Below are 22,371 nucleotides of genomic sequence, written 5' to 3'. Positions count from 1 at the left end.
GTTGGAAGATGTTCTTCCAAACACAACTTAGGAAGAGGTGCTTTTATAATGAGAAAAATGGGGTCCCTCTTCAAAATGGGAAAAAAACGCTCCATGTTTCCTAAGAACCGGCAAAGAAACAGCATGATGTGGATTTCTTTAGTCGGTTTGGGGGCTGCAGCATTATACGGATTTGGCAGACGACAAAACTTATTCGCTAACATCATCAAACCGCTGCAACAAAAATTTGCAAACAGTCAAATTCAACAAATCATGCCAAACCGATAAAAGAAAACGGCCGATTTTCTTTCTCATGTTTGAAAGAAAATCGGCTTTTTTTTGTAATATGTTTCAGTTGAAACTTTTTCACCCCATCGCTGTTCTAGATTTTCCATCGATTTGTGAATTTTCTTCTCCAGCTTCTATTAAAAAGAAAAGGCAACCAATCCATTGAGTTCCTTTGAAAAATTTGTATAATAGAGTAGTTGGTAATTGTTCGAGTATCTAAATATTTTTGTTTTTACGATGCAGGAGGTGCCATCAAATCCATGAAGGAATCTGCCGTTTATACCGCCAAGCCGCCGCTTTGGACAAAATCATTCATTTTGTTAATTATCGGAAATTTATTTGTTTTTATGAGCTTTCAAATGCTTTTGCCTACTTTGCCGCCGCAAGCGAAAGCAATTGGAGCATCGGACATTGAAATCGGGCTTGTTACAACCCTTTTTTCCATCGCTGCTGTTGTCATTCGACCGCTCATTGGTTTTCTTCTTGAATCGGCAAAACGAAAATGGCTCGTTATAACTGGAGCTGTAGGCTTACTCTTTTTAACCCTTTCATACTCGCTTACATCGATTGTTTTTTTATTTTTAATTGTCCGCCTCCTTCACGGTTTTGCCTGGGGATGGTCAACAACAGCAAATGGAACGGCAGCTGTTGAATTGGTTCCAACGAAACGCCTCGGAGAAGGAATGGGCTATTATGGTTTATCTATCACCATTGGGATGATCATCGCTCCTAGTTTTGGCATTTTGCTTTTTCAACATTTAGGATTCCAGCCGCTCATCATCGGTTCCGCCATTTTCGGTGTCATATCGATTATCGCCCTTTCATTAGTTCAATACAAAACGCCAAAGTCTGTTTTAGAAAAATCAATGCATGTAAAGGATTTTTCTTTTTTTCGCTCACTCATTGATAAACATGGGGCGTTTCCTGCACTGATTACATTATTATCAGCTTTCGGTTATGGGGGAATTGTCACGTTTATCGTCATATTCGGACAAGAAAGAGGGATCGATCAAATCTTCCTATACTACTTATGTAATGCGTTGGCGGCAACTGCTGTACGACCAATTTCAGGAAAGTGGTTTGATCGAAGCGGTCCTTGGCTTCTTGCCATTGTTTGCTCATTCTTAACATTTATCGCCTTTTGGGTTTTATCTTTCACATACTCAGTCGGAATGCTTGTTTTAGCTGGTATTTTATTTGGCGCCGGTTTTGGGTCACTGCTTCCTGTTTTGCAATCATGGGTGCTTTCTAAAACACCTGCCGATCGGAGAGGAGTCGCAAACGGAATGTATTATTCAGCATTGGATGGAGGAATAGGAATAAGTGCGGTTTTTCTAGGCTTCTTATCATCCTATGTTGATTTAGGAACGATTTTTCAATTATCAAGCATTTGTTTTTTCATTGTTATTCTGCTAGTTTTAATTGATTATTTAAAAGAGAAAAAGAAAACGGACAAGCGGGAAAACCAGCAAGTTCATGCCAAATCGTTTTCGTAACGAGCATTGACAGATTCAAAGCTCGCTACTCCCGCGCCCGTTTCACGCCGGCAAGCTTGCGGTCGAGACCGTCTAAGCAAAAGAAATGCTCGGAGTCTCTCGCTTTCTTTGCGCCTCAAAATTGGGGCACCCGTCAGTTCGTTGATGATGATAGAAAAATTTTTTATGGAAGAAAGTCTTTTCTTCATTCCCGAATTTTTAACGCCCTAATCCGGTTCAAGGCTGCCGCTAATTCAAATCTTCTTACATACGCCAATTCACCTTGATGACCATGATGGGCCGAAAAACTTTGGAGACCGTCCTGATTGATCTTATTTTCTACGAAATCAAGCAATTGTGATACTGTTAAGCGTCTGTCAAAAAGGTTTGTCCGTTCGATATACGATAATATTTCTCCAATCATTCTTGTCTGGCTTTCGTCGACCAGCTGTTCTACATAAGATAAATCAATTTTTTCTAGTCCATATTGAATTTCAGAAAGCCGGCAAGCAATTTTAGATTTTTTCCCTTTTCTGCTGTTCAAGCTGCCTGATTCCGGAATACGAAGCTTCCATTCTCCAAATTTCTCCCCTCCTTCATGCTTTCTTCCGGTTTTAATTTGACAGGCAATCTGTTTTGCTTCATGTGTGACGTCATAAGGCTTATAATGATCCATTTTAATTACGCGATCCGCAACGGAAAAGTAATCTCCCGATCCTCCCATAACTAAAATTGTTGAGACATCAAAATCCTGCTTCAATTGTAAAACTTTATCGATAAATGGAGTAATGGGTTCATGCTCTTTATGAATTAATGCTTGCATTCTGGCGTCCCGGATCATAAAGTTTGTTGCACTTGTATCCTCGTCGATCAATAATGTTTTTGCTCCTGCTTCTAGCATTTCCATTATATTGGCTGCCTGCGATGTACTGCCGCTTGCATTTTCAGTAGAGAAGGATTTTGTGCTTTTTTGAAACGGCAGATTGTTAATAAAAGCGGAAATATCCACCTTCTTTATACTGCGGCCATCTTCGGCACGTATTTTGCATGCTGAACGGTCCGTCAAAACAAATTCACGGCCGTCCCCTTCAATATGGTCATAAACACCATGCTCGAGCGCCTTTAATAAAGTGCTTTTTCCATGATAACCTCCTCCAACGATCAAGGTGATGCCTTTGTATATAGCCATGCCCTTCAACGGTTCTTGCCGATGCGGAACAGGAATTGAGACTTCCATTTCCTTTGGACTTTGAAAAGGAACAGCGCCCTTCAACGGCTGATCACTTACGCCGCTTGCACGCGGCAAAATTGAATTATTTGCAATAAACGCTATTATTCCTCTCTCTTTCATATAGGAGCGGATCGCCATTTGCTGGTCGCAAAGTTGAATCGCGCCCTCAATATCTTTCCCCTTCACAGAAAAGACAGAATGCCGCAAAATTTCGGGAAGTAGTTGAAAAAATATTTTTTTGGCTTCCTTGCCTAATATTGTTCTCCCTTGAGCCGGAAGACCGATTGAAAGACAAACTGTAATATCGTTTTCTCCTATCTGAACAGCTGTCCGTTCTAACACCTTCTGCCCCGGTTTGTCAATCATGATCAGCCCGCTTTTTCCAGAGCCGCGTACGTTATTTTTCATATTAGAAATTGCTTGAAATACTTCGCGGACAATCATATCTTCACATCTTATCTTTCTTTGCCGGCTGTTTGTCCATTTTTGTAAAAAAGCCGTTTTGCTTCTAGCGATCAATATTCTGATTTTCGAAGGACTTGCAAACGGATCGCCCTGTACATAATCGATCAACAATTCAAAATCAGGAAACTTGTACGAGCCTTGAATCTGTTTGTACGCTTTATATCCTTTGCCATCGATTTGTTCCAGCTTTTTTGCAAGATTGATCATAATACTCCTCCATATTTATGCAAAATTGTCTCGTATAGCTTTTTCAATAATTGCTTTTGAGCGGTCCAGCTCTGCTTTTAGTTGTCTTTTATATTGTTTTGCTTTTTCATAATCGACAAACTGATAATAGACAACCTCTTGAAACTCGGCTCCTTCTTTTTTTCGTTTAATTTGTTTTAAAATGCCGTCTTTTATTAAATCATGAAGCGCTTTGTACAGCTCAGAATGATTCGGACGGTAGCCATACGGGCGAAACTCTTCCCGCAGTTCATCCAATATTTTAAAACCATACAGCCGCTTCTTTTCCGTCATCGTGATTAAATATAATTTTAAAAAAGCTCGCTGCTTCAATAAAAAGCCGCTAGGTTTTCTTTTTTCCGTCATCTCTCCATCCATCTCCTTTTTACAATAATATAATTATGTAAACTTATAGTTTTCCGATCCTTTTATTTTAATCATAATATAAGTTCATATAAAAATATACCTTTTTTTCATTTAGAACATTGTTTGCAAAATGAATTGTCACATAATATGACAAGATCTCCATGCTATTTGTTAAAATATTTGTTTTAGCATAAAGTGGAATGGCATTCGGCTGTTGGTCAATCCGAAAGTCTTTTCCTCTACCACCGAATGTTGACCTTTTTAAAATTTCGATTGCTTCTCGGAAGCATCGGGCATGAACATTTTTTATTCACGCAATAATGAGTGTTACAAACAAGATGATTCTGTCTGAAAAAACGTAGATTAATGGGATGGATTACTTAAAATCATTATTCCTAACATGCCACCTTTTGAAAACCATTAGAAAAATTTAGGAGCAGCTTGACCAAGGGATCCAACCTTCATTATAATATTTCTATAAATTTCCAAAATCCTCATTCGGAAATACTAGTTTAAAAGAAATTACATGACTTTGTTTTCGGGTTTCATCACATAAGAATTCACGGGCTGCTTAGCTATGCAAGTTCGGTTGATTACAATTTGGCTTCCCGCTTTAGTACAATTGCATGATTTGTTGTTTATAGTCTACTTGAACTAAAAATTTTTGACCAACTAAGTACAGCCCATTCAGTTGCAATTTTAAACGAGGAAAGAATATTATTTGTGTGAAATTAAAGCAATTTTGAGAGGATAAGTTATGAATTTAATCTGACTGCTGCCGGAATTATTCTTGATGGTCTCTCTCAATGAAATTTCTTATGTTTCATGGTGATTGACTCTAACTGTAATAGCCTTTAGCCTCCTGCTGTTTTAATTTTTGTAATAAGGCGGAACACCTTTTCTTATAAAGGGGATAAATATGCTCAAATTAAAAAATGAAAGAATAATAAATTTACTTTCTTTTTGCCTGTTAGTGCTAGCAGTTGTGGCGAATTCATTTTTTTCCATTAAACAGTTTCAAGTGATTGAGCAATTTGATAAACTGCAAGCGAGCTTTCCATTGTTTGCACATTCGTTTGTTGCTGCTTTGTTAATTTTAATACAATTGATTGCGGGAATTACCGTGATCATAATCGAAACAATATTTGTTACTTATATTACAAATGTCATGACGAATAAAAAGTTTACATTTAGTAACTTTTTATCAGCCATCATTTTTGCGAATCTTGTTTCCATTTTATTAAATATGACGATCATTTCACTGGCTGGCTTTAATCAACTGCAAGATATTCAATGGCTGGGCTGGTTTCCAGGTTCGCAAATCCTATTGGTTGTTTTTTTCTACTTATATTTATCATATTTAGACAGTTCCACTTCCATCAGCCTAAAAATAAGACTGTGTACAATAATATTTTCGACCACTTATGGTTTGACGCTTATCATTCAAACGTTCATGACTGTTGTGCAATTTCAATGATCTTAGGAAGGTGCATAATATGGAAAAAAAATTTAAGGCTAAAATGAGAATATTGTTCGTAATCTCGATAATCGTTTTTTTAGTAGGAATTTTTAATCTGGTAAAAATTGTTGCGAAAATGTTGGGGAATTGAAGAAGATGAAATACTTCAAATACAAGCGGTTAATGAAAAAAAGAAAAGCATTAGCAAATTTCGAGATTTTATTTGGGAATTTTCTAAATAAGTTTGCTGGCGGCGATAAAAAATTGCTGCTGGTCTTTCTCTATAACGTAAATGCAGTCATTACTTTCGCTTCGATGTTAGCACCGATTTTTGTCTATTTGCTCATTTATTTTTTTCATTTCTTTATAATAAATATAAATCCTTTTTATATCGCCACTATCTATTTTTTTATAACGCTTTTGTTCACTGATATTAATAATGATGATTACGATCATGTGGAACTGGAGAATATTTCTCAATGGATGTATAAAGCTCACAAAATTAAATTTCAATTACTGATTATTAAAAAATTGCTGTTAACATTTGGAACAAACATTTTGTCTTATTGTTTTTTTATGTTGATTTTTATGAGAGAATTTCATTTTAGTTACATAACCATCCTTTTATACGAGATTTTCGTCTTAATAGCTGTTTTTTTTACTATTATTGTAAAATTTTTATGGAGCAATCCTCAGATTGTCTTTTTATTTATTCACGGGCCGAACGCTACGAAAAAGAAAGAACATTTCATCCGGTATAAAAATGACCTGCATTTAGATCAGTATCAAGCGGCTTTATCCCGATCTTGTCAAAATAGAACTTACTACTTATATATATTGTATACTTATTTGTTTGCAGCTGCTTCTTTAGTTCTGATATGTATGATTCATTTTTATTTTAATATTCATAAATTGATTATCATTTCGGTTTATTTAGGAATTGAAAGCGCAATGATTAGTATGATATCTCAAGGAATCATAAATAGCTCAAAACTGTTAAACGACTGTAATTTAAGCGATTTTTATTATATAAAGAAGTTTGATCAAAAAACTTATTATGAGAATTCGCTTTCTAAATTTCTGTCAAGAAGGCTCATCGTAATCCTAATCAGTTATTATGCTGGTGTATTCCTCCTTTATGGATTTTCATTATTTTCAGCTGTCACTGTTTTATGTTCAACAATCATTTACTTCTACACAATAAAAATCATTTCAAAAAGAGTCTATCGCTTTCAAAAATTATCAATAGAAGATATTAAAAACAATTTTTTTGTATATTTTTTTAATCCTTTAGAAGATTTATTCGTTTTAGGATTGCCTTCTATTACATGCAGCGCTGTAGCTTTTTATTCAATGAAATTCAGCAGTATATATCCTATACTCTTTTTCTTTATTGTTTATTCACATTTTTTATTATTATATAATTTTCTGACAAAAGAGAGGTAAAACATGCTTGAATTGATCAATATAAAAAAAAGATATGGTGAATCAGCCTACATTTTTGACGGGATTAACTTAAAAATAGATAACATGAGCATTGTTGAATTACTTGGTGAAAATGGAATAGGCAAATCAACGTTGTTGAATATCATCGGTGGAATGACAACATTCGATGGGGACATCAAGTTAAACAATATTTCATTAAAGGACGATTTTCAAAAGTATATAAAAGAAGTCTCCTTAATTGGCAATACACCATTTTTATACGATTATTTAACACCGGCTGAAACAATTGATATGATCTTATCCTTCCTGAATGGGGAAAGATTAGATTCGTCTCTAGAAGGTCTTATAGAAAAAATTGGACTCTACAAATATAAAAATACCCTTACACGCGAACTGTCTTTAGGAACGAAACAAAAACTATCTTTAATTTTAGCACTTCTATCTTCGCCTAATTTGATTCTCCTTGATGAACCTTTTGTCAATTTCGATATTAGGTCAAGAAAAGTTATTCTCGATTATTTGAAAAATTACGTCATGCAAAACAAGGCAATTTTAATTTATGCCACTCATTCAACGGATGCTGATTTAACTGATTTTTCAAATCAAAAGATCATTTTAAAAAGGAATGAACAACTGAATACAGTAGTTTTAGAGTGCGGCAGCCGTGAAGCATAAATTTTGTATGCTCGGTTATAGGAAGTTCATTTTTCTTTTTGGGCTTTCTAAGGAACAGTTTCACCTTGATTTCCAGCCTTCTTTTTCCGCGATTTTACTAACATACAAATACTGTTTGAATCATTCTTTCATATAGCAGAATGAAAAACAAAAAAATTCCTAAAAAAACAGCATTTACGAGGATAGCTCGAGTAAATAGTAGTCAAAGCCTGATGAAACAGTTCATAAAGGAGTCCAAAAGCTATTCAAAACCAATCAATCTCTATAAAAATTGACCCTGCTAGAACAGTCGCTAATGTTAATGGAGATTTTCAAACTCAAGGGGCAGTGTCTTGGACTTATAAAGCCTTGGTTGGAAGATTGTTGTCTAGCTCTTTGGAGCGCTTCACGTGCATCGGGTTTGTCATCACGAGAGGAATGCCCTTCTCGTCAAGAAAGTAAGCGAGATTGAGCCAATAATGTCCCGTTGGCTCGATGCCAACGATCACTTCCGTTTTTTCAACTTCCTCCATCGCTTTCACGATGCACTGGTACAACCATTCCAATCCTTCTTTCGATTGCAGAACGGGAAACGGCTTTTTTAACACCCTCCCTCGCTCATCCACAAAGCAGGCATAATGCTTCTTTTTCGCGATATCCATGCCAACGATGAGCGTTTGATCGGTGACTTGATTAATCTTCTTGTTTGAGATAGAACTCATGTATAGTCCTCCTTGGTATCCAAATTAGGGGGCAATTAATCCGATTGACACCCCCGAATCATACCAAGAGGGCTTTTTTATTCAAGTCCCCGAAAAAACTTCTAACAGGAATGTTCCTTATAGGCTTTTGTTTATTCTTTGCTATGGCTGTTCCTAGCCTAATCATTTACTTTGTTTCTTTAGGAGTTAATCATTTCTTAGGAGACTATGTAAATTATAGCTCTCGGTCAGACTTATACATTTTTCTTTATTGGTAAGTGCAGTAGCACTCGTTTATATGCTCAGATTTATGGTAATTATTAAAGGACTCGCAGCATCGCTCATAATACCTAACTGGATCACTTACATTTTTGAGTTTTCTTTTGCATAGATAGCTGTGTATTTTCCATACAGTATGTTATAAATAACCATTTAAGTAATGTGTCCATTTTTCAAGGAGGAGAGTTACTTTTATCCTTTTTTGTTGCATTTTTATTTTTAGGGTGTGCCATTCTTTTCTAACCTAGATGATATATCAAGGATAAAATTGGGATAGACATAGTAGAAGTAGAAAATACTATGTCTTCATAAATATTAAGGAGGAGGATATGATTTTGAATTTTATTCATGGGCTAAAGAAAATGGATTAAGTAATGCAAAATACACTATTTTTGTACGTGAACAGCTTCAATTGATCGATTGTACAGCTGTTTGTATTATTTTAAAAGAAAGAGAGTAAAAAAATTCGATCAATGCTGTCAATCTTGGATATTACCAACAATGTTCTGCCTGAAACATAAAAGGAGCATCCAATAGATGAAAGTACGTCTGATTGGATGCTCCTTGAACTTCTTAAAAAAACTTTTTACGATCACGTTCTTCTTTTAAAATTTCCACCGCCTCTCGAAAACGTTGCGAATGAACAATTTCTCTTTGGCGCAAAAATCTTAATCCGTCATTTAAGTCTGGATCATCTGACATATCGATAATCCATTGATAAGTAGCTCTTGCTTTTTCCTCGGCAGCTATATCCTCATACAAATCAGCTATCGGATCCCCTTTTGCTTGAATATAAGTCGCAGTCCACGGAGTTCCAGCAGCGTTGTTATAAAACAAGGCGCTGTCATGATTGACATAATGCTCGCCTAGTCCTGCTTCCTTTAATTGTTCCGGTGTCGCATCTTTCGTCAATTTATACACCATTGTTGCGATCATCTCCAAATGAGCAAATTCTTCTGTTCCAATATCCGTTAAAAGTCCTACTACTTTGTCGGGGATCGTGTATCTTTGATTCAAATAGCGAAGGGCGGCAGCAAGTTCTCCATCTGCTCCGCCGTATTGTTCAATTAAATATTTTGCAAGTTTTGGGTTGCACGTACTCACCCTGACAGGATATTGTAGTTTTTTTTCATAAAACCACATGTTCTTTCTCCTTTCATCGTATGAGTATAGTTAAACGGATTAAAGCTATACTTGCCATGGCCACGGCATCGTTCCCCAGCTCCAGTTCGCGTCTGAAAAGCTGTTTCCAAATTGCTGCAGCGCACCGAATTTTGATTCAAACATTTGCTTCAATTGTTTTGAGTATTGGGCATATTGGTTAAATTGCTGGATTGCTTCTATATCATTTGGATGAGTGTCTAGATAAAGCGATAATTCAACAAGCACGAAATCAGCCGCTTGAATTTCTTCAAGGAGCTGATAGTACTCTTGAGGAAGCTCCTTCATTTTGGCTACCTCCCTTTTTTCTCATACGGATTTTCGTAATAGTCATAAAAAAATCGCCAAAGAGTCCCTTTTTTTAATGCTTCTTTTGCGGAAAATTGCTGCAAGTTCGGCGGCTGAAAACCGAGGAAAAGGTTTGGCGGTGTGGAATAGTATTTGACACCGATTGGTTTACATGGATCATATCTGCTATGAAAAGGACGATATGATTTTACGGTCGTAAAAGATTTTTGATGCTTCTCATTCATTGTCATCACCTCTTTGAAGTTCATTTCTCTTTATACGATTATTCTTAAATAGTTTGTCTTGATGACTGAAATAAAGTTGTTTTCTTAAGTTTTCTGCGGCCATCCAGCAGTTGTTGGTCAGGAGATTTTTGGTAATTTTTAAAAAATGGGTTGAAATATTCTGAATTTTCCTTTATTATAAAACTGTATTTCGTTCATCCAGAGTTTACACAACGAAAAAAAAAATTAGGAGGATGATCGATGAGTCAATTAATCGCTAATGTTGAAGGGAAAGTAGCGGAGTTTCTAAAAGGGAAAAAAAAGTTGTACATTAATGGTGAATTTGTCGAAAGCGTTTCCGGCAAAACGTTCGACACTCCTAATCCAGCAACTGGAGAAACTCTTGCAACGGTTTATGAAGCGGACAAAGAAGATATTGACCGTGCTGTCCGTGCGGCAAGAGCTGCTTTTGACAGCGGGCCATGGTCCAAAATATCAGCTGCTGAACGAAGCCGATTATTGTACAAACTGGCGGATTTGCTGGAAGAAAACAAAGAAGAACTAGCTCAGCTGGAAACGCTGGATAACGGAAAACCGATCCGGGAAACTAGAAATGCAGATATTCCATTAGCCATTGAACACTTGCGTTACTATGCCGGATGGTCTACAAAAATAGTCGGGCAGACCATTCCTGTCAACGGACCATTTTTCAATTATACAAGACATGAACCTGTTGGTGTTGTCGGCCAGATTATTCCATGGAACTTCCCGCTTCTAATGGCAATGTGGAAACTTGGTGCCGCTCTTGCAACTGGTTGTACAGTCGTTTTGAAGCCTGCAGAACAAACTCCACTTTCAGCCCTTTATTTAGCAGAGCTTATTGAAGAAGCAGGTTTCCCACCTGGGGTTATCAACATAGTACCGGGCTTTGGGGAAACAGCTGGGCAAGCGATTGTTGATCATCCTCTGGTAGATAAAATTGCTTTTACCGGATCGACGGAAGTCGGCAAGCTGATAATGAAAAATGCCGCACGTTCACTGAAGCGAGTTACGCTGGAATTAGGAGGCAAATCGCCGAATATTATTTTGCCGGATGCTGATCTGTCAAAAGCGATTCCAGGTGCATTAAACGGTGTAATGTTTAATCAAGGTCAAGTATGCTGTGCAGGTTCTCGTGTGTTTATTCAGAAAAAACATTACGATAATGTATTAGCAGATATGGCCTCCCATGCCAAAAATATCCGCCAAGGCTTTGGCCTGAATCCGGAAACGGAAATGGGGCCGCTCGTATCTGAAGAGCAGCAGTCAAGAGTGTTGAATTATATTGAAAAAGGAATTGAAGAAGGCGCAGAAGTTGTGACCGGCGGATCTACGCCATCTGAAAAAGGGTATTTTGTCACTCCTACAATTTTTGCTGATGTTGAAGATAAAATGACAATTGCCAAAGAGGAAATATTCGGTCCGGTCATTGCTGCATTGCCTTTTGAAGATTTAGATGAAGTTATTGATCGGGCAAACAACAGCGAATACGGCTTAGCGGCCGGTTTATGGACGAGAGATGTGGCCAACGCTCACTATGTCGCCAATCGCTTGAGAGCAGGAACTGTTTGGGTCAACTGTTATAATGTATTTGACGCAGCCTCTCCGTTTGGCGGATACAAACAATCAGGTATCGGTCGCGAAATGGGTTCATATGCTTTGAACAACTATACAGAAGTAAAAAGCGTGTGGATTAGCTTAAATTAAAATATATAATTCAGAATAGCGCCTGTCTAAAAAACAATATCTAAGCCCCACAGAAATGATTTCTGTGGGGCTTTCCAGTTGTCGAGAACTTCTCCTAAAAGGTTGAGTTCCGCCTGCTTTAGTACTTTCTGCATTGAGAAAAGCTCGGGCATTTCCTCTGTGAAAAACAACAGAAACAGTAATTGTCCATAATACAGCAGAACCCCCCTTCCCTGTTCGGCTTTAAATTGAAAAAAGCGTTGTCTTCTCTGCTTTTTACATAAATGAAAGGACGCACAGCATCAAAAAGGAATTACAGGGAAAATCGCGATATAAAATGAACATTGTTTCTAAAAATCTTTCAAAAACAGAAATGAAGAGGATTATGAAATCTTTAAAGGAAAACCAAGTAACGGGATAAATCAAGTAATTTATCATATATGAAATCTGTAAAAATAGTAAACAAAATGAATTTAAATGGTGTATAGACAGATGAAGCTATTATTTGAGATTGAAGAATATGAGGATACAAAAGATGCTCCTTTTGAGCTATCCTTTTATTTCTACAAAAGATTATATATGTATATTGTTGAAAATGGACAAAAACAACATTCCGTGATGGTCTTTTATTAGATATCGGAGATTACTTGATCAAATTCAGTAATGAAAAATAGTTCAAGGGACCGTAGAAACTCATGAGAATGCTTTAAAATATTACATTAAAAAAATCCCAAAATCGTCTGTTTATTGATTGTTGTATTATGATTCAAGCAAACAAAAAGTACTGGATTGTCATTTCACGGACTTTGTTAAAGCTTTTGTAAAGGAATACCAAGATATATAGACGACATTTTAAAGCAGGATGAAAATGCGTATGATGATAAAATTTTTGTTATGATGGCAGATCTAATCAAGAAGTAGTATTTGCTGTTAAAATGAAATTTGAATGTACTTACTTCTGTCATTAAAATAGAGTTTGTCTATTAGTTCCCAAAAAAGCTAAAGAAGCTGACGTGCTTATTTGAAAAGATGAAAAGTATACTGTTAAATGAACGATGTTTGGGCAGATTGACTTAAGGGGCTGTCCAATAGTTGATTTCACGGTATTGGATCCCCTTTTCATGTTCAGTAATGCTGATATATCAGCATTTCTTGATTATTGAATTCCAATGGATGTATCCTTTTGGGACAATCCCCTGATTTTATTTTGCATTGATATGCATGGCATTTTTCATACATAATTCAGGCAGCTGCTCTTTTTTAATAACAATTTACAAACAAATTTCTTCCCATCCAGCCTCTCCTCTCATATAAAAAATGCACGTCTTCAAAAAATCATCCGTTTTTAATTGGTGAAAAACCGCTTTAAGGAGCTCCCCTCTTCCATCTAAAAAAAGACGCGCTTCTTTTAGTTCACCCTTTTTCAAATTGCTTCATATAGTATTCTGGACGATTGAATGAAAAGGAGGATTTTGTTGTCTTGAGTGAATCGTATATTAATGAATTAAAAAAATGGTGTGATGATCTTTATGGAAACATCATTTCAGAACACCCTTTTGCAAGCGAATTCGAGGAAAAAATAATCCGTTTCAAAACAGAGCTGGACAAAGCCGAGTCCGTTTCAGAAAGCGAACTTTATGAACAGGCGAATCAATTGTATGATGAATTCAGATCATTTATTGAAGGTGAAGATGACCGGTCTTTGGCTGTGCCGATAGGACAACATAAGCTCCCTCCTCTTCCCTATCGATACAATGCGCTTGAGCCGTATATTTCAGAAGAAATCATGAGGCTTCACCACTTGAAACACCATCAAAGCTATGTAGACGGTTTAAACAAGGCGGAAATCGAAATGGAAAAAGCACGGAGAACAGGAGATTTTTCATTGATTAAACATTGGGAACGGGAAGCAGCTTTCAATGGGGCAGGCCACTATTTGCATACAATTTTTTGGAATGTCATGAACCCAAAAGGCGGGGGCGAGCCAAAAGGTGAATTAAAGGAAGCGATCAAAAATTCATTTGGAAGCTTTCAAGCATTTAAAAAGCATTTCAGCGAAGCTGCAAAAGCAGTCGAAGGCGGAGGCTGGGCGATATTAGTATGGTCCCCCCGTTCAAGAAGATTGGAAATATTGCAGGCGGAAAAGCATCAAAACTTAAGCCAATGGGATGTCATTCCTCTTCTTGTATTAGATGTTTGGGAGCATGCATACTACTTGCAATATAAAAACGATCGGCAAAAATATATCGATAATTTTTGGAAAATCGTCAACTGGCCAGAAGTGGAACAAAGATTTCAAACTGCAAAAAAAGTCATTTGGAAGCCATATTGATAAGGCTATTCGAATCGTTTCATCACTTCCGGCAAAATGTCTGGAATATCGCCCGCAAGCATTGATCTTACACCTTTCGTTTTTACAAACAGATCTGCACATAAACCGTGTAAATAGACTGCATTTGCCACAGCTGCTTTTTTGTTCTCATAATAGGACAAAAAAGCAGCGATGATTCCCGTTAATGCATCTCCGCTCCCGCCTTTGCCCAAAGCAATGTTTCCAGTTGGATTGATCATTCCTGTTCCATCCGGAAATGCAATCACTGTATATTGGCCTTTTAAAACAACAATGACATTTTCTTCAACGGCAAATTTAGAAGCAGCTTCGATTCTGTTCTTTTGTATATAGCTGATCGGCTGATCGATTAAACGGCTAAATTCACCCGGATGCGGTGTTAACACAATAGGATGTTGTCTATTTTTCGGATATGTGCGTTTATGTAACGCACCGGCATCCAGCACAACAGGCCAATCGTTTTGTAAGATGGATTGAATGGCTTTTTCGGTCTCTTCTCCAGGAACGATACCTGGTCCAATTGCACATACTGACAGCTTTTCCGGGAATTCACCATCTCCTGCTTTTATAAGACCTTCAAAAAAATAAGTTGCTTCAGGAATTTGCCCGGCGATGGCACCGGCTACAAATGGTGTTGTGCCGATCACAAGCTTGCCAATTCCTGCCCTCATAGCTCCCTTCGCAGCAAGAAGCACACTTCCCGGCATTTCGTCGGAGCCAGCAATTAAATAGCCTGTTCCAAAAGTGCCTTTATGGGAAAAAGACGGATGGTTCGGCCATGTTTGCTTCACATCTTTTTCTGTCCAGACCTTCCATTTCCCTTCTTCCTTCAGGCCGATGGACACAACTTCCTTTTTTCCGTAAAAAGATGAAGAAGGCAGCAAAAAGGCTGATCGCTTATATCCGTGGATGCTGATGGTGACGTTTGCTTTAACCGCTATTGGCGCTTCTCCGGAGTCGGATAAAACTCCTGAAGGAACATCAACGGAAACGACAAAAGCGTTTTGTCCATTAATCCATTCAATGATGTTTTTCACATCATCTCTTAGCGGATGCCTTGCACCGACCCCCAGCAAAGCGTCAACGATGACTTGGTAATGATTTTGTTCATATTCGGCTGTTTCGAGAAAACCGCTGTTTTTATAAAAAGCGAAATGATGCTTCGCTGCTTCACTTTTCGGTGCCCCAAGCGGAAAAGAAAGATCGGCATGGTAGCCGTTTTGTTTTAAATATCTGGCCAAAACAATTCCATCTCCGCCGTTGTTGCCTTTACCGGACAATATTAAAATGCGATCATCTTTTTTTACATACGAAACAAGCTTTTGAAATAAAGAGCGCCCGGCGTTTTCCATCAACACAATAGAAGAAAGGCCATTTTTTTCTGCCAGATTGTCAATGTTGCGAATATCCTCTTCAGTATAAACGAACACGAACAACACCTCCTCTCAAAAAGGAAAGAAAAAATAAAGGGATGATTAGCTATTTTGCCTCTTCAAAATATTCCTTGTAAAATCCGCCTACTTTTCCGGAATTGTCGATAATAAAATAATACTCTTCCGTTTCGTTCAAGACATCATAAGTTTGTCCAGGTGTCAATACATTATTTACCATATACTTTTTTGCATTTGTATGTAAACATACAACTTTTTTATTCGCTTTTTTGTTTTTCCATGATAGATGATTCATGTTTGCCACTCCTTCATTCGTTCGTTTTCATATGAAAAGAAGAACGCGGAATGCGTTCTTCCTTCATTAGTGATTTACCCTTCCAGCAAGAGCTGCTCTGGATCCTCCAACAGCTTTTTGACAGTTGCCAAGAAGCTGACAGCTTCTTTTCCGTCAATAATACGGTGGTCATATGATAAAGCAATATACATCATCGGACGGTTTTCAATGCGCTCTTCGTCAATCGCAACTGGGCGAAGCTGGATTTTATGCATCCCTAAAATACCGACTTGAGGTCCATTTAAGATCGGTGTTGACAATAAAGATCCGAAAATACCGCCGTTAGTTATCGTAAATGTTCCTCCTTGCAGATCCGAAAGCGCAAGTTTATTTGCTCTCGCTTTTGCTGCAAGATCGGCAATTTCTTGCTCGATTTGAGCAAATGTTAAGCGATCTGCATCTCTTACAACAGGAACAACCAAACCTTCATCTGTAGAAACAGCTACTCCAATATCATAATATTTTTTCAACACAATTTCATCGCCTTGAATTTCCGCATTCAGTAGAGGGAATTTTTTCAAGGCTGCGACAACTGCTTTTGTAAAGAAGGACATAAAGCCTAAACGAACATCATGCTCCTCAAAAAATTGATCTTTTCTCCGTTTGCGGATGTTCATAACTGCTGTCATATCCACTTCATTAAAGGTTGTCAGCATAGCTGCTGTATTTTGAACTTCTTTTAGACGTTTGGCAATGGTTTGTCTTCTGCGGGACATTCTGATCCGTTCCACAGGCTTCTGATCTGCAACCGTTGCCTTTTGTGTTTCTTGCGGTTCTGGTTTTGGTTTATTAGGGGCTTTTTCTTCCGCTTTTGGCGCTTCATAATATGCAATATCTTGTTTGCGAACACGACCGAGCGGATCAGCCGTCGGCACGGCCGATAAGTCGATTCCTTTTTCACGTGCAAGCTTTCTTGCTGCAGGCGTTGCGATTGGGCGCGGTTTGCCTGCAGACTGTTCTTCCGATTCCACTTGAACTGTTTGCTCCTCTCGATTTTGCTCTGGAGCGGCTTCTACTTTTTGTTCTGGCTGAGGGCTGCTTGCCTGTGGAGCTTCACTTGCGCCTTCATCGATGATTCCGATGACTTCGCCAACTTCGACAACATCGCCCTCATTTTTAAATACTTCTTTTAAAACACCAGCATGTTCAGCAGTAATTTCAACATTGACCTTATCGGTTTCCAGCTCAAGAATGTATTCGCCTTTTTCAATTTTATCGCCAGGTTTTTTCAACCATTGAGAAATTGTACCTTCTAAAATGGATTCTGCTAGTTCTGGAACTTTAATTTCAGCCATTTTTTAAATTTCCTCCTCATTCATTCCATGTAAGCGCTTCTGTTATGATTCGGCTCTGCTCTTTTTTGTGAATTGTCGGGTCTCCTTCTGCAGGGCTTGACCGTCTTGGACGTCCAATATATTTAACAGCGAGCTTATCACCCACAATAGATTTTAATTGCGGATATGTGAAAATCCACGATCCCATATTCTTCGGCTCTTCTTGCACCCAGACGATTTCCTGCAAGTTAGGGTATCTTTCTATAATCTCTTTAATTTCTTCTTCAGGGAACGGATAAATTTCCTCCACCCGTACAATATGAAGAAAATCTTTTTGATCTAATTTTTGCAGACCATTCGCCAATTCTATCGATATTTTGCCAGTGCACAAAATTAAACGTTTTACTTTTTCTTTATTTTGACCTAAACCAGGCTGTTCAATAACCGGTTGAAATTGACCTTCAGTCAGCTCTGTAACGTCGGAAACCGTATTTGGATTACGCAGCAAGCTTTTTGGCGTCATAATGATGAGCGGACGCACTTCTTCTTTTGTTAAAATCGCTGCTTGTCTTCTTAGCAAATGAAAATATTGAGCAGCAGTCGTTACATTTGCCACCGTCCAATTGTTTTCTGCAGCAAGGGTCAAGTACCGTTCCAAACGCCCGCTGGAATGTTCCGGTCCCTGGCCTTCATATCCATGCGGCAGCAACATGACGAGTCCAGATTTTTGTCCCCATTTTGCCCTGCCGGCTGAAATAAATTGATCGAATATGACTTGTGCAACGTTTGCAAAATCACCGAATTGTGCTTCCCAAATAACAAGCGTTTCCGGAGAAAATACGTTATATCCGTATTCAAATCCCAATACAGAAACTTCAGACAACGGGCTGTTATGAATCGCAAACGATGCTTGAACATCCGACAAACGATGCAGTGGCGAGAAGGTTTTGCCTGTTTTCACATCGTGCAAGACTAAATGTCTATGAGCAAAAGTTCCGCGTTCCGAATCTTGTCCAGTAATTCTAAGCGGAGTTCCATCTCTCAAGATTGTCGCAAAAGCGAACGCTTCTGCAAGCGACCAATCTACTTTTCTTTCTTCTTCATATACTTTTGCCCTGCGTTCTAGAATTTTTTGCAATTTATTAAAAACGGTGAATCCTTCTGGGAACGTAATTAATTCCTTGTTAATTTTGTCAAGGACATCCACCGGCACAGTCGTGTCGATTTTGGGCAGACCATGGCTGACCGTTTCTGGAATATGAATTTCCTCTTCTTGATGTTCGTTTTTTGGAACTTTATCGTATGCTTTTTTCAGCCGATCCTGCACTTCTTGTTCAAACTTTCTTGCGTCTTCTAAGGAAATAATTCCATCGCTTTCAAGCTGTTTAGCATATAATTTGCAAATTGTTTCATGTTTCTTAATTTTTTCATAAAGCAACGGATTTGTCGCCATCGGCTCATCCATTTCGTTATGCCCGTAACGGCGGTATCCGATTAAATCAATTAAGAAATCTTTATGGAATTTATTGCGATACAAAATGGCAATATAAACAGCTGCCAAACATGCTTCTGGATCATCCGCATTCACATGAACGATCGGAATTTCGAAGCCCTTGGCTAGGTCGCTGGCATATTTTGTTGATCGAGAATCATGGCTTTCCGTCGTAAATCCGATCATATTATTGGCGATAATGTGGATTGTTCCTCCGGTTTTGTAACCGTTTAACTGACTAAGGTTAAGAGTCTCTGCCACGACTCCCTCGCCAGGGAATGCTGCATCGCCGTGAATCAGCACAGCCATGGATTTGTGAATATCTTGTTCAGGATATCCGCGCACATTACGATTATCTTGGGCTGCACGTGTATACCCTTCCACAATCGGATCCACAAACTCTAGATGGCTAGGGTTGTTCGCTAGCGTGAGCCGTGCACGAACAACATTATGATCTTTAATTTTTCTGTCCGCACCTAAATGATATTTCACATCTCCGGTCCAGCCGTAGTTGATTCCGATTGAACCTTCAGACGGAACCAATTCTTTGTTCGGTGCATGCTGGAACTCAGAGAAAATAAGCTCAAATGGCTTTCCTAACACATGAGCCAACACGCTTAGTCGGCCCCGATGCGCCATTCCGATGTTTATATTTGTCGTTCCGCTTTTCACAGCTTCAGAAATCAGCTCATCAAGCATCGGAACGAGCATATCAACACCTTCAATGGAGAATCTCTTTTGGCCGACAAATGTTTTATGGAGAAAAGATTCAAATCCTTCGACTTCTGTTAATCGCTTCAAAAGAGAAATGCGTTTCTCTTTTGAAAGTGTTTTGAAAATTTTCCCAGATTCCACCATTTCGTTGAGCCATTCATGCTCTTCAAAATTGTGGACATGCTGAAATTCAAATGCAATCGATTTTGAATAAACATCTTTTAAATATTGGATCGCTTCGTACCCGTTGTGTACATGATCAGGAGTATACGGACTCAACAATTTGGCCGGTATTTCAATTAAGTCCTCTTTCGTCAGACCGTATCTTGATTCATTCAAAACATCTTCTTCGTTATGTTTTATCCCCATAGGATAAATAGAAGCATCCAAATGTCCAAATGTCCGAATATCCTCTGCAAACCTTACAGCAGCTGCTACTTTTTGCAGCTTTTCAAACGTATAAGACAAATTTCTGCTTACAGTGGATGAGGAGTTTACATAAGATTGTTCAGTTAGAGCCTCAGGAGCCCCCCAAGCATCAAACATGTTTCTTAATTCTTCATCAACAGAATTCGGATCTTCTAAATATTGTTCATATAAGTCCATGACATACCCTAAATTAGGTCCGTGAAAATCACGCCATGCGATTTTTAAATTTGACGAAGTTTCTTCCATTTTCTTAAAAACCCCCAATGATCACTAATCATTAGAATTCTTCTGCTTTGTTTCCCCACAAAAAATTTTTTTAAATTCTCATCACCATCCCACAAGAAGCAAGCTATATTTTTTTAAATAACCGCTTCCACCGCTATTTTAACACTATTCATCAGATTGACCAATAGTATTTACTTAAAAATTAGCATCTTTATATAATAATTTTCTTGATTTTTTGAATACATGTTGTATTCTGCCATGTTTTGGCGGTTTATTCGATTGTTTTTTGCAGCAATTTTTTCAAAAGCGGGAACAAGACGTCCGGGAGTTCTGTGATATTTTGCACCATGATGCTGTGTTTTCCATAAATCGTTTTCATTACCTTTCTTTTGCTTTCTTCAACTGCTCCGGCGGATAAAAATATGTTCAGCACCTCTATACCGTGCTTTCGAGCATTCATTACGGCTTCATGTGTATCGACAATTCCGTTTTGATCATATCCGTAGGCAGCAGGCTCACCGTCTGAAAAAACAAGAAGAAATTTTTGCTTCTCTTTTCTTGCAAGCAGTTCGTTTGTCATATGCCGGATCGCAAAACCGTCACGGTTATCTTCTTCAGGCAAAAGCTGCATGATTTCTGGTCCTGAGCTGGAGCTAAGTGAAGTTTCGAAGTTGATTACTTTTTTGAAATAGTTCGGCTGGTTGTTTTCTGTACTGTTTGCCGAGTCTTCCCAAAAACCGACAATTTGATGTGGAACCCGAACGGACTTTAACGTTTCATGAAACAAAATGATGCCTCGTTTTGTTTCTTCCATTTTGTCGTGCATGGATGCAGAGCAGTCGACGAGCAGTGTAAACACCCCGTCAAGATCATTCGCAGGATTCCTTTTTTTGAAAAAAAGCTTCGGGTTTTCATCCGTCCATAGACGCAACAGCTTTTTATTCAATCTGCCGAAATGTTCATCTTGTTTTGGATATGTCTTTTTATGTTCAAGCGTTTTTTGAATGATTCGCTGCAAACGTTTTTTGTACACGATCAATTGCTGCAATTCCTTTTCATACGCAGATTTTTCTGCTTCCTTTGGCATGTTTGCCGTCAGGAAATATGCTTTTGCATGCTTGTTTTCCTTCCCGAGTTGTTGTTGTATTTCTTGCTCTGCTTCTTTTTGCAGCTTTTCATCAGCATTTACTTCGTCATAATAATTGTTTTGAGTCTGTCTAGCTGAACCTTCTACAATCACAAGCGCCTGATCTCCCGTCTCAGTTTGCCTTGCATGTTCATCTATTAAATTCGTTTGCGTTCCTTGTTCTAAATCAAATTGCAAAAAGCTTTTCGTCGGTGTGGATGTTTCACGATGCCATACGGCCATTTTTTCATCATGAAGATCTTCATCACCCTTTTTTACATTATCCAGTGCATCCTGATTTTGAAGCCGGTCTTTTCGTTTCATGTCGTCAAAAGTCAAGGTATGGAGATCTTTTTCCGATAAATCAGGCAAAATGAAATAAGTATGGATCAAATCTTTTTTCAACACTTCATCCAACAGCCTCATCGTTTTCAGGACAATATCGGAAACTTCTTTCGTGCTATTTGCATCGTATACGTTCATCACTTGTTCCTTCACGAAAGGTAGCAGTTCATCTATTTGGACGCTTATTTCTGGTACATTCAAAACAGGTGATGTGGCCGTAGCCATTTCATACAGGGCCGCAAAGAGCGCATCGGTTGCAAATCCCCGATCAAGGCTTGCTTTCATCTGATCACGGTAATATTTTTTATAAATATTCAGCCGCTTGCGGAAATAGCGCTTTGTCCCGGGACGATCGCGTTTAACCAGTTCTACAATCCGGACATCTTCAAGCAGCATCAACAGCTGTTTTGCAAATTTTTGATGATGTAATGTCCGAACGAGATCATGAAATGCAGCAATTTGATGAAAATCCGTATAATAATAGCTGCCAATTGCGCGCAAATAAATGTCTGATTTAAATCCTGCAAGCTTGTCTTCTTCCGCACGATCGTTCCAAAAATGGCTGATATAAATTTTTTGTTCTGCTGGATGAAAGTAAGACTGAACGGCAAAAGCGATATCGATATCTCTTCGTTTTGTCAATGTTTGCGCTAAATCGGACAGCTCCATCATTAACATTGAATCTATGATTTCATCATTAAATTTTATATAATGCATCGGATTTC

General features: G+C 38.2%; 17 protein-coding genes and 1 pseudogene. 7 read left to right on the top strand and 11 right to left on the bottom strand.

The window, feature by feature from the left end; translation table 11 throughout:
- Positions 1 to 48 precede the first annotated feature (48 nt).
- Both ACVIJU_RS09310 and ACVIJU_RS09305 read left to right on the top strand, forming a co-directional pair.
- The gene (locus tag ACVIJU_RS09310) at positions 49 to 267 is read left to right on the top strand and encodes a hypothetical protein (protein ID WP_066246604.1); all 219 of its coding nucleotides are present in this window, start codon (positions 49 to 51) and stop codon (positions 265 to 267) included.
- A 260-nt stretch (positions 268 to 527) separates the two neighbouring features.
- Positions 528 to 1,763 (top strand): MFS transporter, encoded by a 1,236-nt coding sequence (locus ACVIJU_RS09305; RefSeq protein ID WP_339195475.1) that lies wholly within the window; start codon positions 528 to 530, stop codon positions 1,761 to 1,763.
- Between the two features lie 184 nt (positions 1,764 to 1,947).
- Here ACVIJU_RS09305 and ACVIJU_RS09300 read toward each other — a convergent pair whose 3' ends face one another.
- Positions 1,948 to 3,645, bottom strand: coding sequence for an ABC-ATPase domain-containing protein (locus ACVIJU_RS09300; RefSeq protein ID WP_327856842.1), 1,698 nt, complete (start codon positions 3,643 to 3,645; stop codon positions 1,948 to 1,950).
- 15 nt (positions 3,646 to 3,660) lie between these two features.
- Positions 3,661 to 4,029 carry a helix-turn-helix transcriptional regulator gene (locus tag ACVIJU_RS09295; RefSeq protein WP_063389720.1) on the bottom strand — a complete coding sequence of 123 codons (369 nt, stop codon included), beginning with the start codon at positions 4,027 to 4,029 and terminating at the stop codon, positions 3,661 to 3,663.
- A gap of 919 nt (positions 4,030 to 4,948) precedes the next feature.
- Between ACVIJU_RS09295 and ACVIJU_RS09290 the strand changes: the two genes are divergently transcribed.
- From ACVIJU_RS09290 to ACVIJU_RS09280, 3 genes are all read left to right on the top strand, one after another.
- The gene (locus tag ACVIJU_RS09290) at positions 4,949 to 5,506 is read left to right on the top strand and encodes a hypothetical protein (protein WP_063389719.1); all 558 of its coding nucleotides are present in this window, start codon (positions 4,949 to 4,951) and stop codon (positions 5,504 to 5,506) included.
- A 138-nt stretch (positions 5,507 to 5,644) separates the two neighbouring features.
- Complete coding sequence (locus ACVIJU_RS09285) at positions 5,645 to 6,934, top strand: hypothetical protein (protein WP_063389718.1); 1,290 nt, start codon at positions 5,645 to 5,647, stop codon at positions 6,932 to 6,934.
- Between the two features lie 3 nt (positions 6,935 to 6,937).
- On the top strand, positions 6,938 to 7,609 hold the full coding sequence (locus ACVIJU_RS09280) for an ABC transporter ATP-binding protein (protein ID WP_063389717.1): 672 nt from the start codon (positions 6,938 to 6,940) through the stop codon (positions 7,607 to 7,609).
- A gap of 347 nt (positions 7,610 to 7,956) precedes the next feature.
- Here ACVIJU_RS09280 and ACVIJU_RS09275 read toward each other — a convergent pair.
- The 4 genes and pseudogenes from ACVIJU_RS09275 to ACVIJU_RS09260 form a co-directional block, all read right to left on the bottom strand.
- Positions 7,957 to 8,310 (bottom strand): annotated as a pseudogene (locus ACVIJU_RS09275) (IS110 family transposase); the annotation flags it as partial.
- 831 nt (positions 8,311 to 9,141) lie between these two features.
- On the bottom strand, positions 9,142 to 9,711 hold the full coding sequence (cotJC, locus tag ACVIJU_RS09270) for a spore coat protein CotJC (protein WP_063389715.1): 570 nt from the start codon (positions 9,709 to 9,711) through the stop codon (positions 9,142 to 9,144).
- Positions 9,712 to 9,756: 45 nt separating this feature from the next.
- A complete protein-coding gene (locus ACVIJU_RS09265; protein WP_063389714.1) occupies positions 9,757 to 10,017 on the bottom strand; it encodes a spore coat protein CotJB in 261 nt (86 codons plus the stop codon).
- 5 nt (positions 10,018 to 10,022) lie between these two features.
- Positions 10,023 to 10,262 carry a spore coat associated protein CotJA gene (locus tag ACVIJU_RS09260; RefSeq protein WP_063389713.1) on the bottom strand — a complete coding sequence of 80 codons (240 nt, stop codon included), beginning with the start codon at positions 10,260 to 10,262 and terminating at the stop codon, positions 10,023 to 10,025.
- A 240-nt stretch (positions 10,263 to 10,502) separates the two neighbouring features.
- Between ACVIJU_RS09260 and ACVIJU_RS09255 the strand changes: the two genes are divergently transcribed.
- Positions 10,503 to 11,987: an aldehyde dehydrogenase family protein gene (locus ACVIJU_RS09255; RefSeq protein WP_063389712.1), complete on the top strand. Its 1,485-nt coding sequence runs from the start codon at positions 10,503 to 10,505 to the stop codon at positions 11,985 to 11,987.
- Positions 11,988 to 13,446: 1,459 nt separating this feature from the next.
- On the top strand, positions 13,447 to 14,298 hold the full coding sequence (locus tag ACVIJU_RS09250) for a superoxide dismutase (protein WP_082830427.1): 852 nt from the start codon (positions 13,447 to 13,449) through the stop codon (positions 14,296 to 14,298).
- A gap of 5 nt (positions 14,299 to 14,303) precedes the next feature.
- Here the strand turns inward: ACVIJU_RS09250 and ACVIJU_RS09245 are convergent, their stop codons facing one another.
- From ACVIJU_RS09245 to ACVIJU_RS09225, 5 genes are all read right to left on the bottom strand, one after another.
- Positions 14,304 to 15,746 (bottom strand): NAD(P)H-hydrate dehydratase, encoded by a 1,443-nt coding sequence (locus ACVIJU_RS09245; protein ID WP_311067247.1) that lies wholly within the window; start codon positions 15,744 to 15,746, stop codon positions 14,304 to 14,306.
- A 49-nt stretch (positions 15,747 to 15,795) separates the two neighbouring features.
- Entirely contained in the window at positions 15,796 to 16,002 is a 207-nt protein-coding gene (locus ACVIJU_RS09240) for a DUF6501 family protein (RefSeq protein WP_063389709.1), read from the bottom strand.
- A gap of 74 nt (positions 16,003 to 16,076) precedes the next feature.
- On the bottom strand, positions 16,077 to 17,336 hold the full coding sequence (gene odhB / locus ACVIJU_RS09235; protein WP_063389708.1) for a 2-oxoglutarate dehydrogenase complex dihydrolipoyllysine-residue succinyltransferase: 1,260 nt from the start codon (positions 17,334 to 17,336) through the stop codon (positions 16,077 to 16,079).
- A gap of 16 nt (positions 17,337 to 17,352) precedes the next feature.
- Positions 17,353 to 20,196, bottom strand: coding sequence for a 2-oxoglutarate dehydrogenase E1 component (gene sucA, locus ACVIJU_RS09230; protein ID WP_063389707.1), 2,844 nt, complete (start codon positions 20,194 to 20,196; stop codon positions 17,353 to 17,355).
- Positions 20,197 to 20,446: 250 nt separating this feature from the next.
- Positions 20,447 to 22,363 (bottom strand): vWA domain-containing protein, encoded by a 1,917-nt coding sequence (locus ACVIJU_RS09225; RefSeq protein WP_456687499.1) that lies wholly within the window; start codon positions 22,361 to 22,363, stop codon positions 20,447 to 20,449.
- Positions 22,364 to 22,371 lie beyond the last annotated feature (8 nt).

This window comes from Aeribacillus sp. SP014 (assembly GCF_054055575.1).
This window is presented reverse-complemented; position numbering and strand designations above follow the sequence as displayed.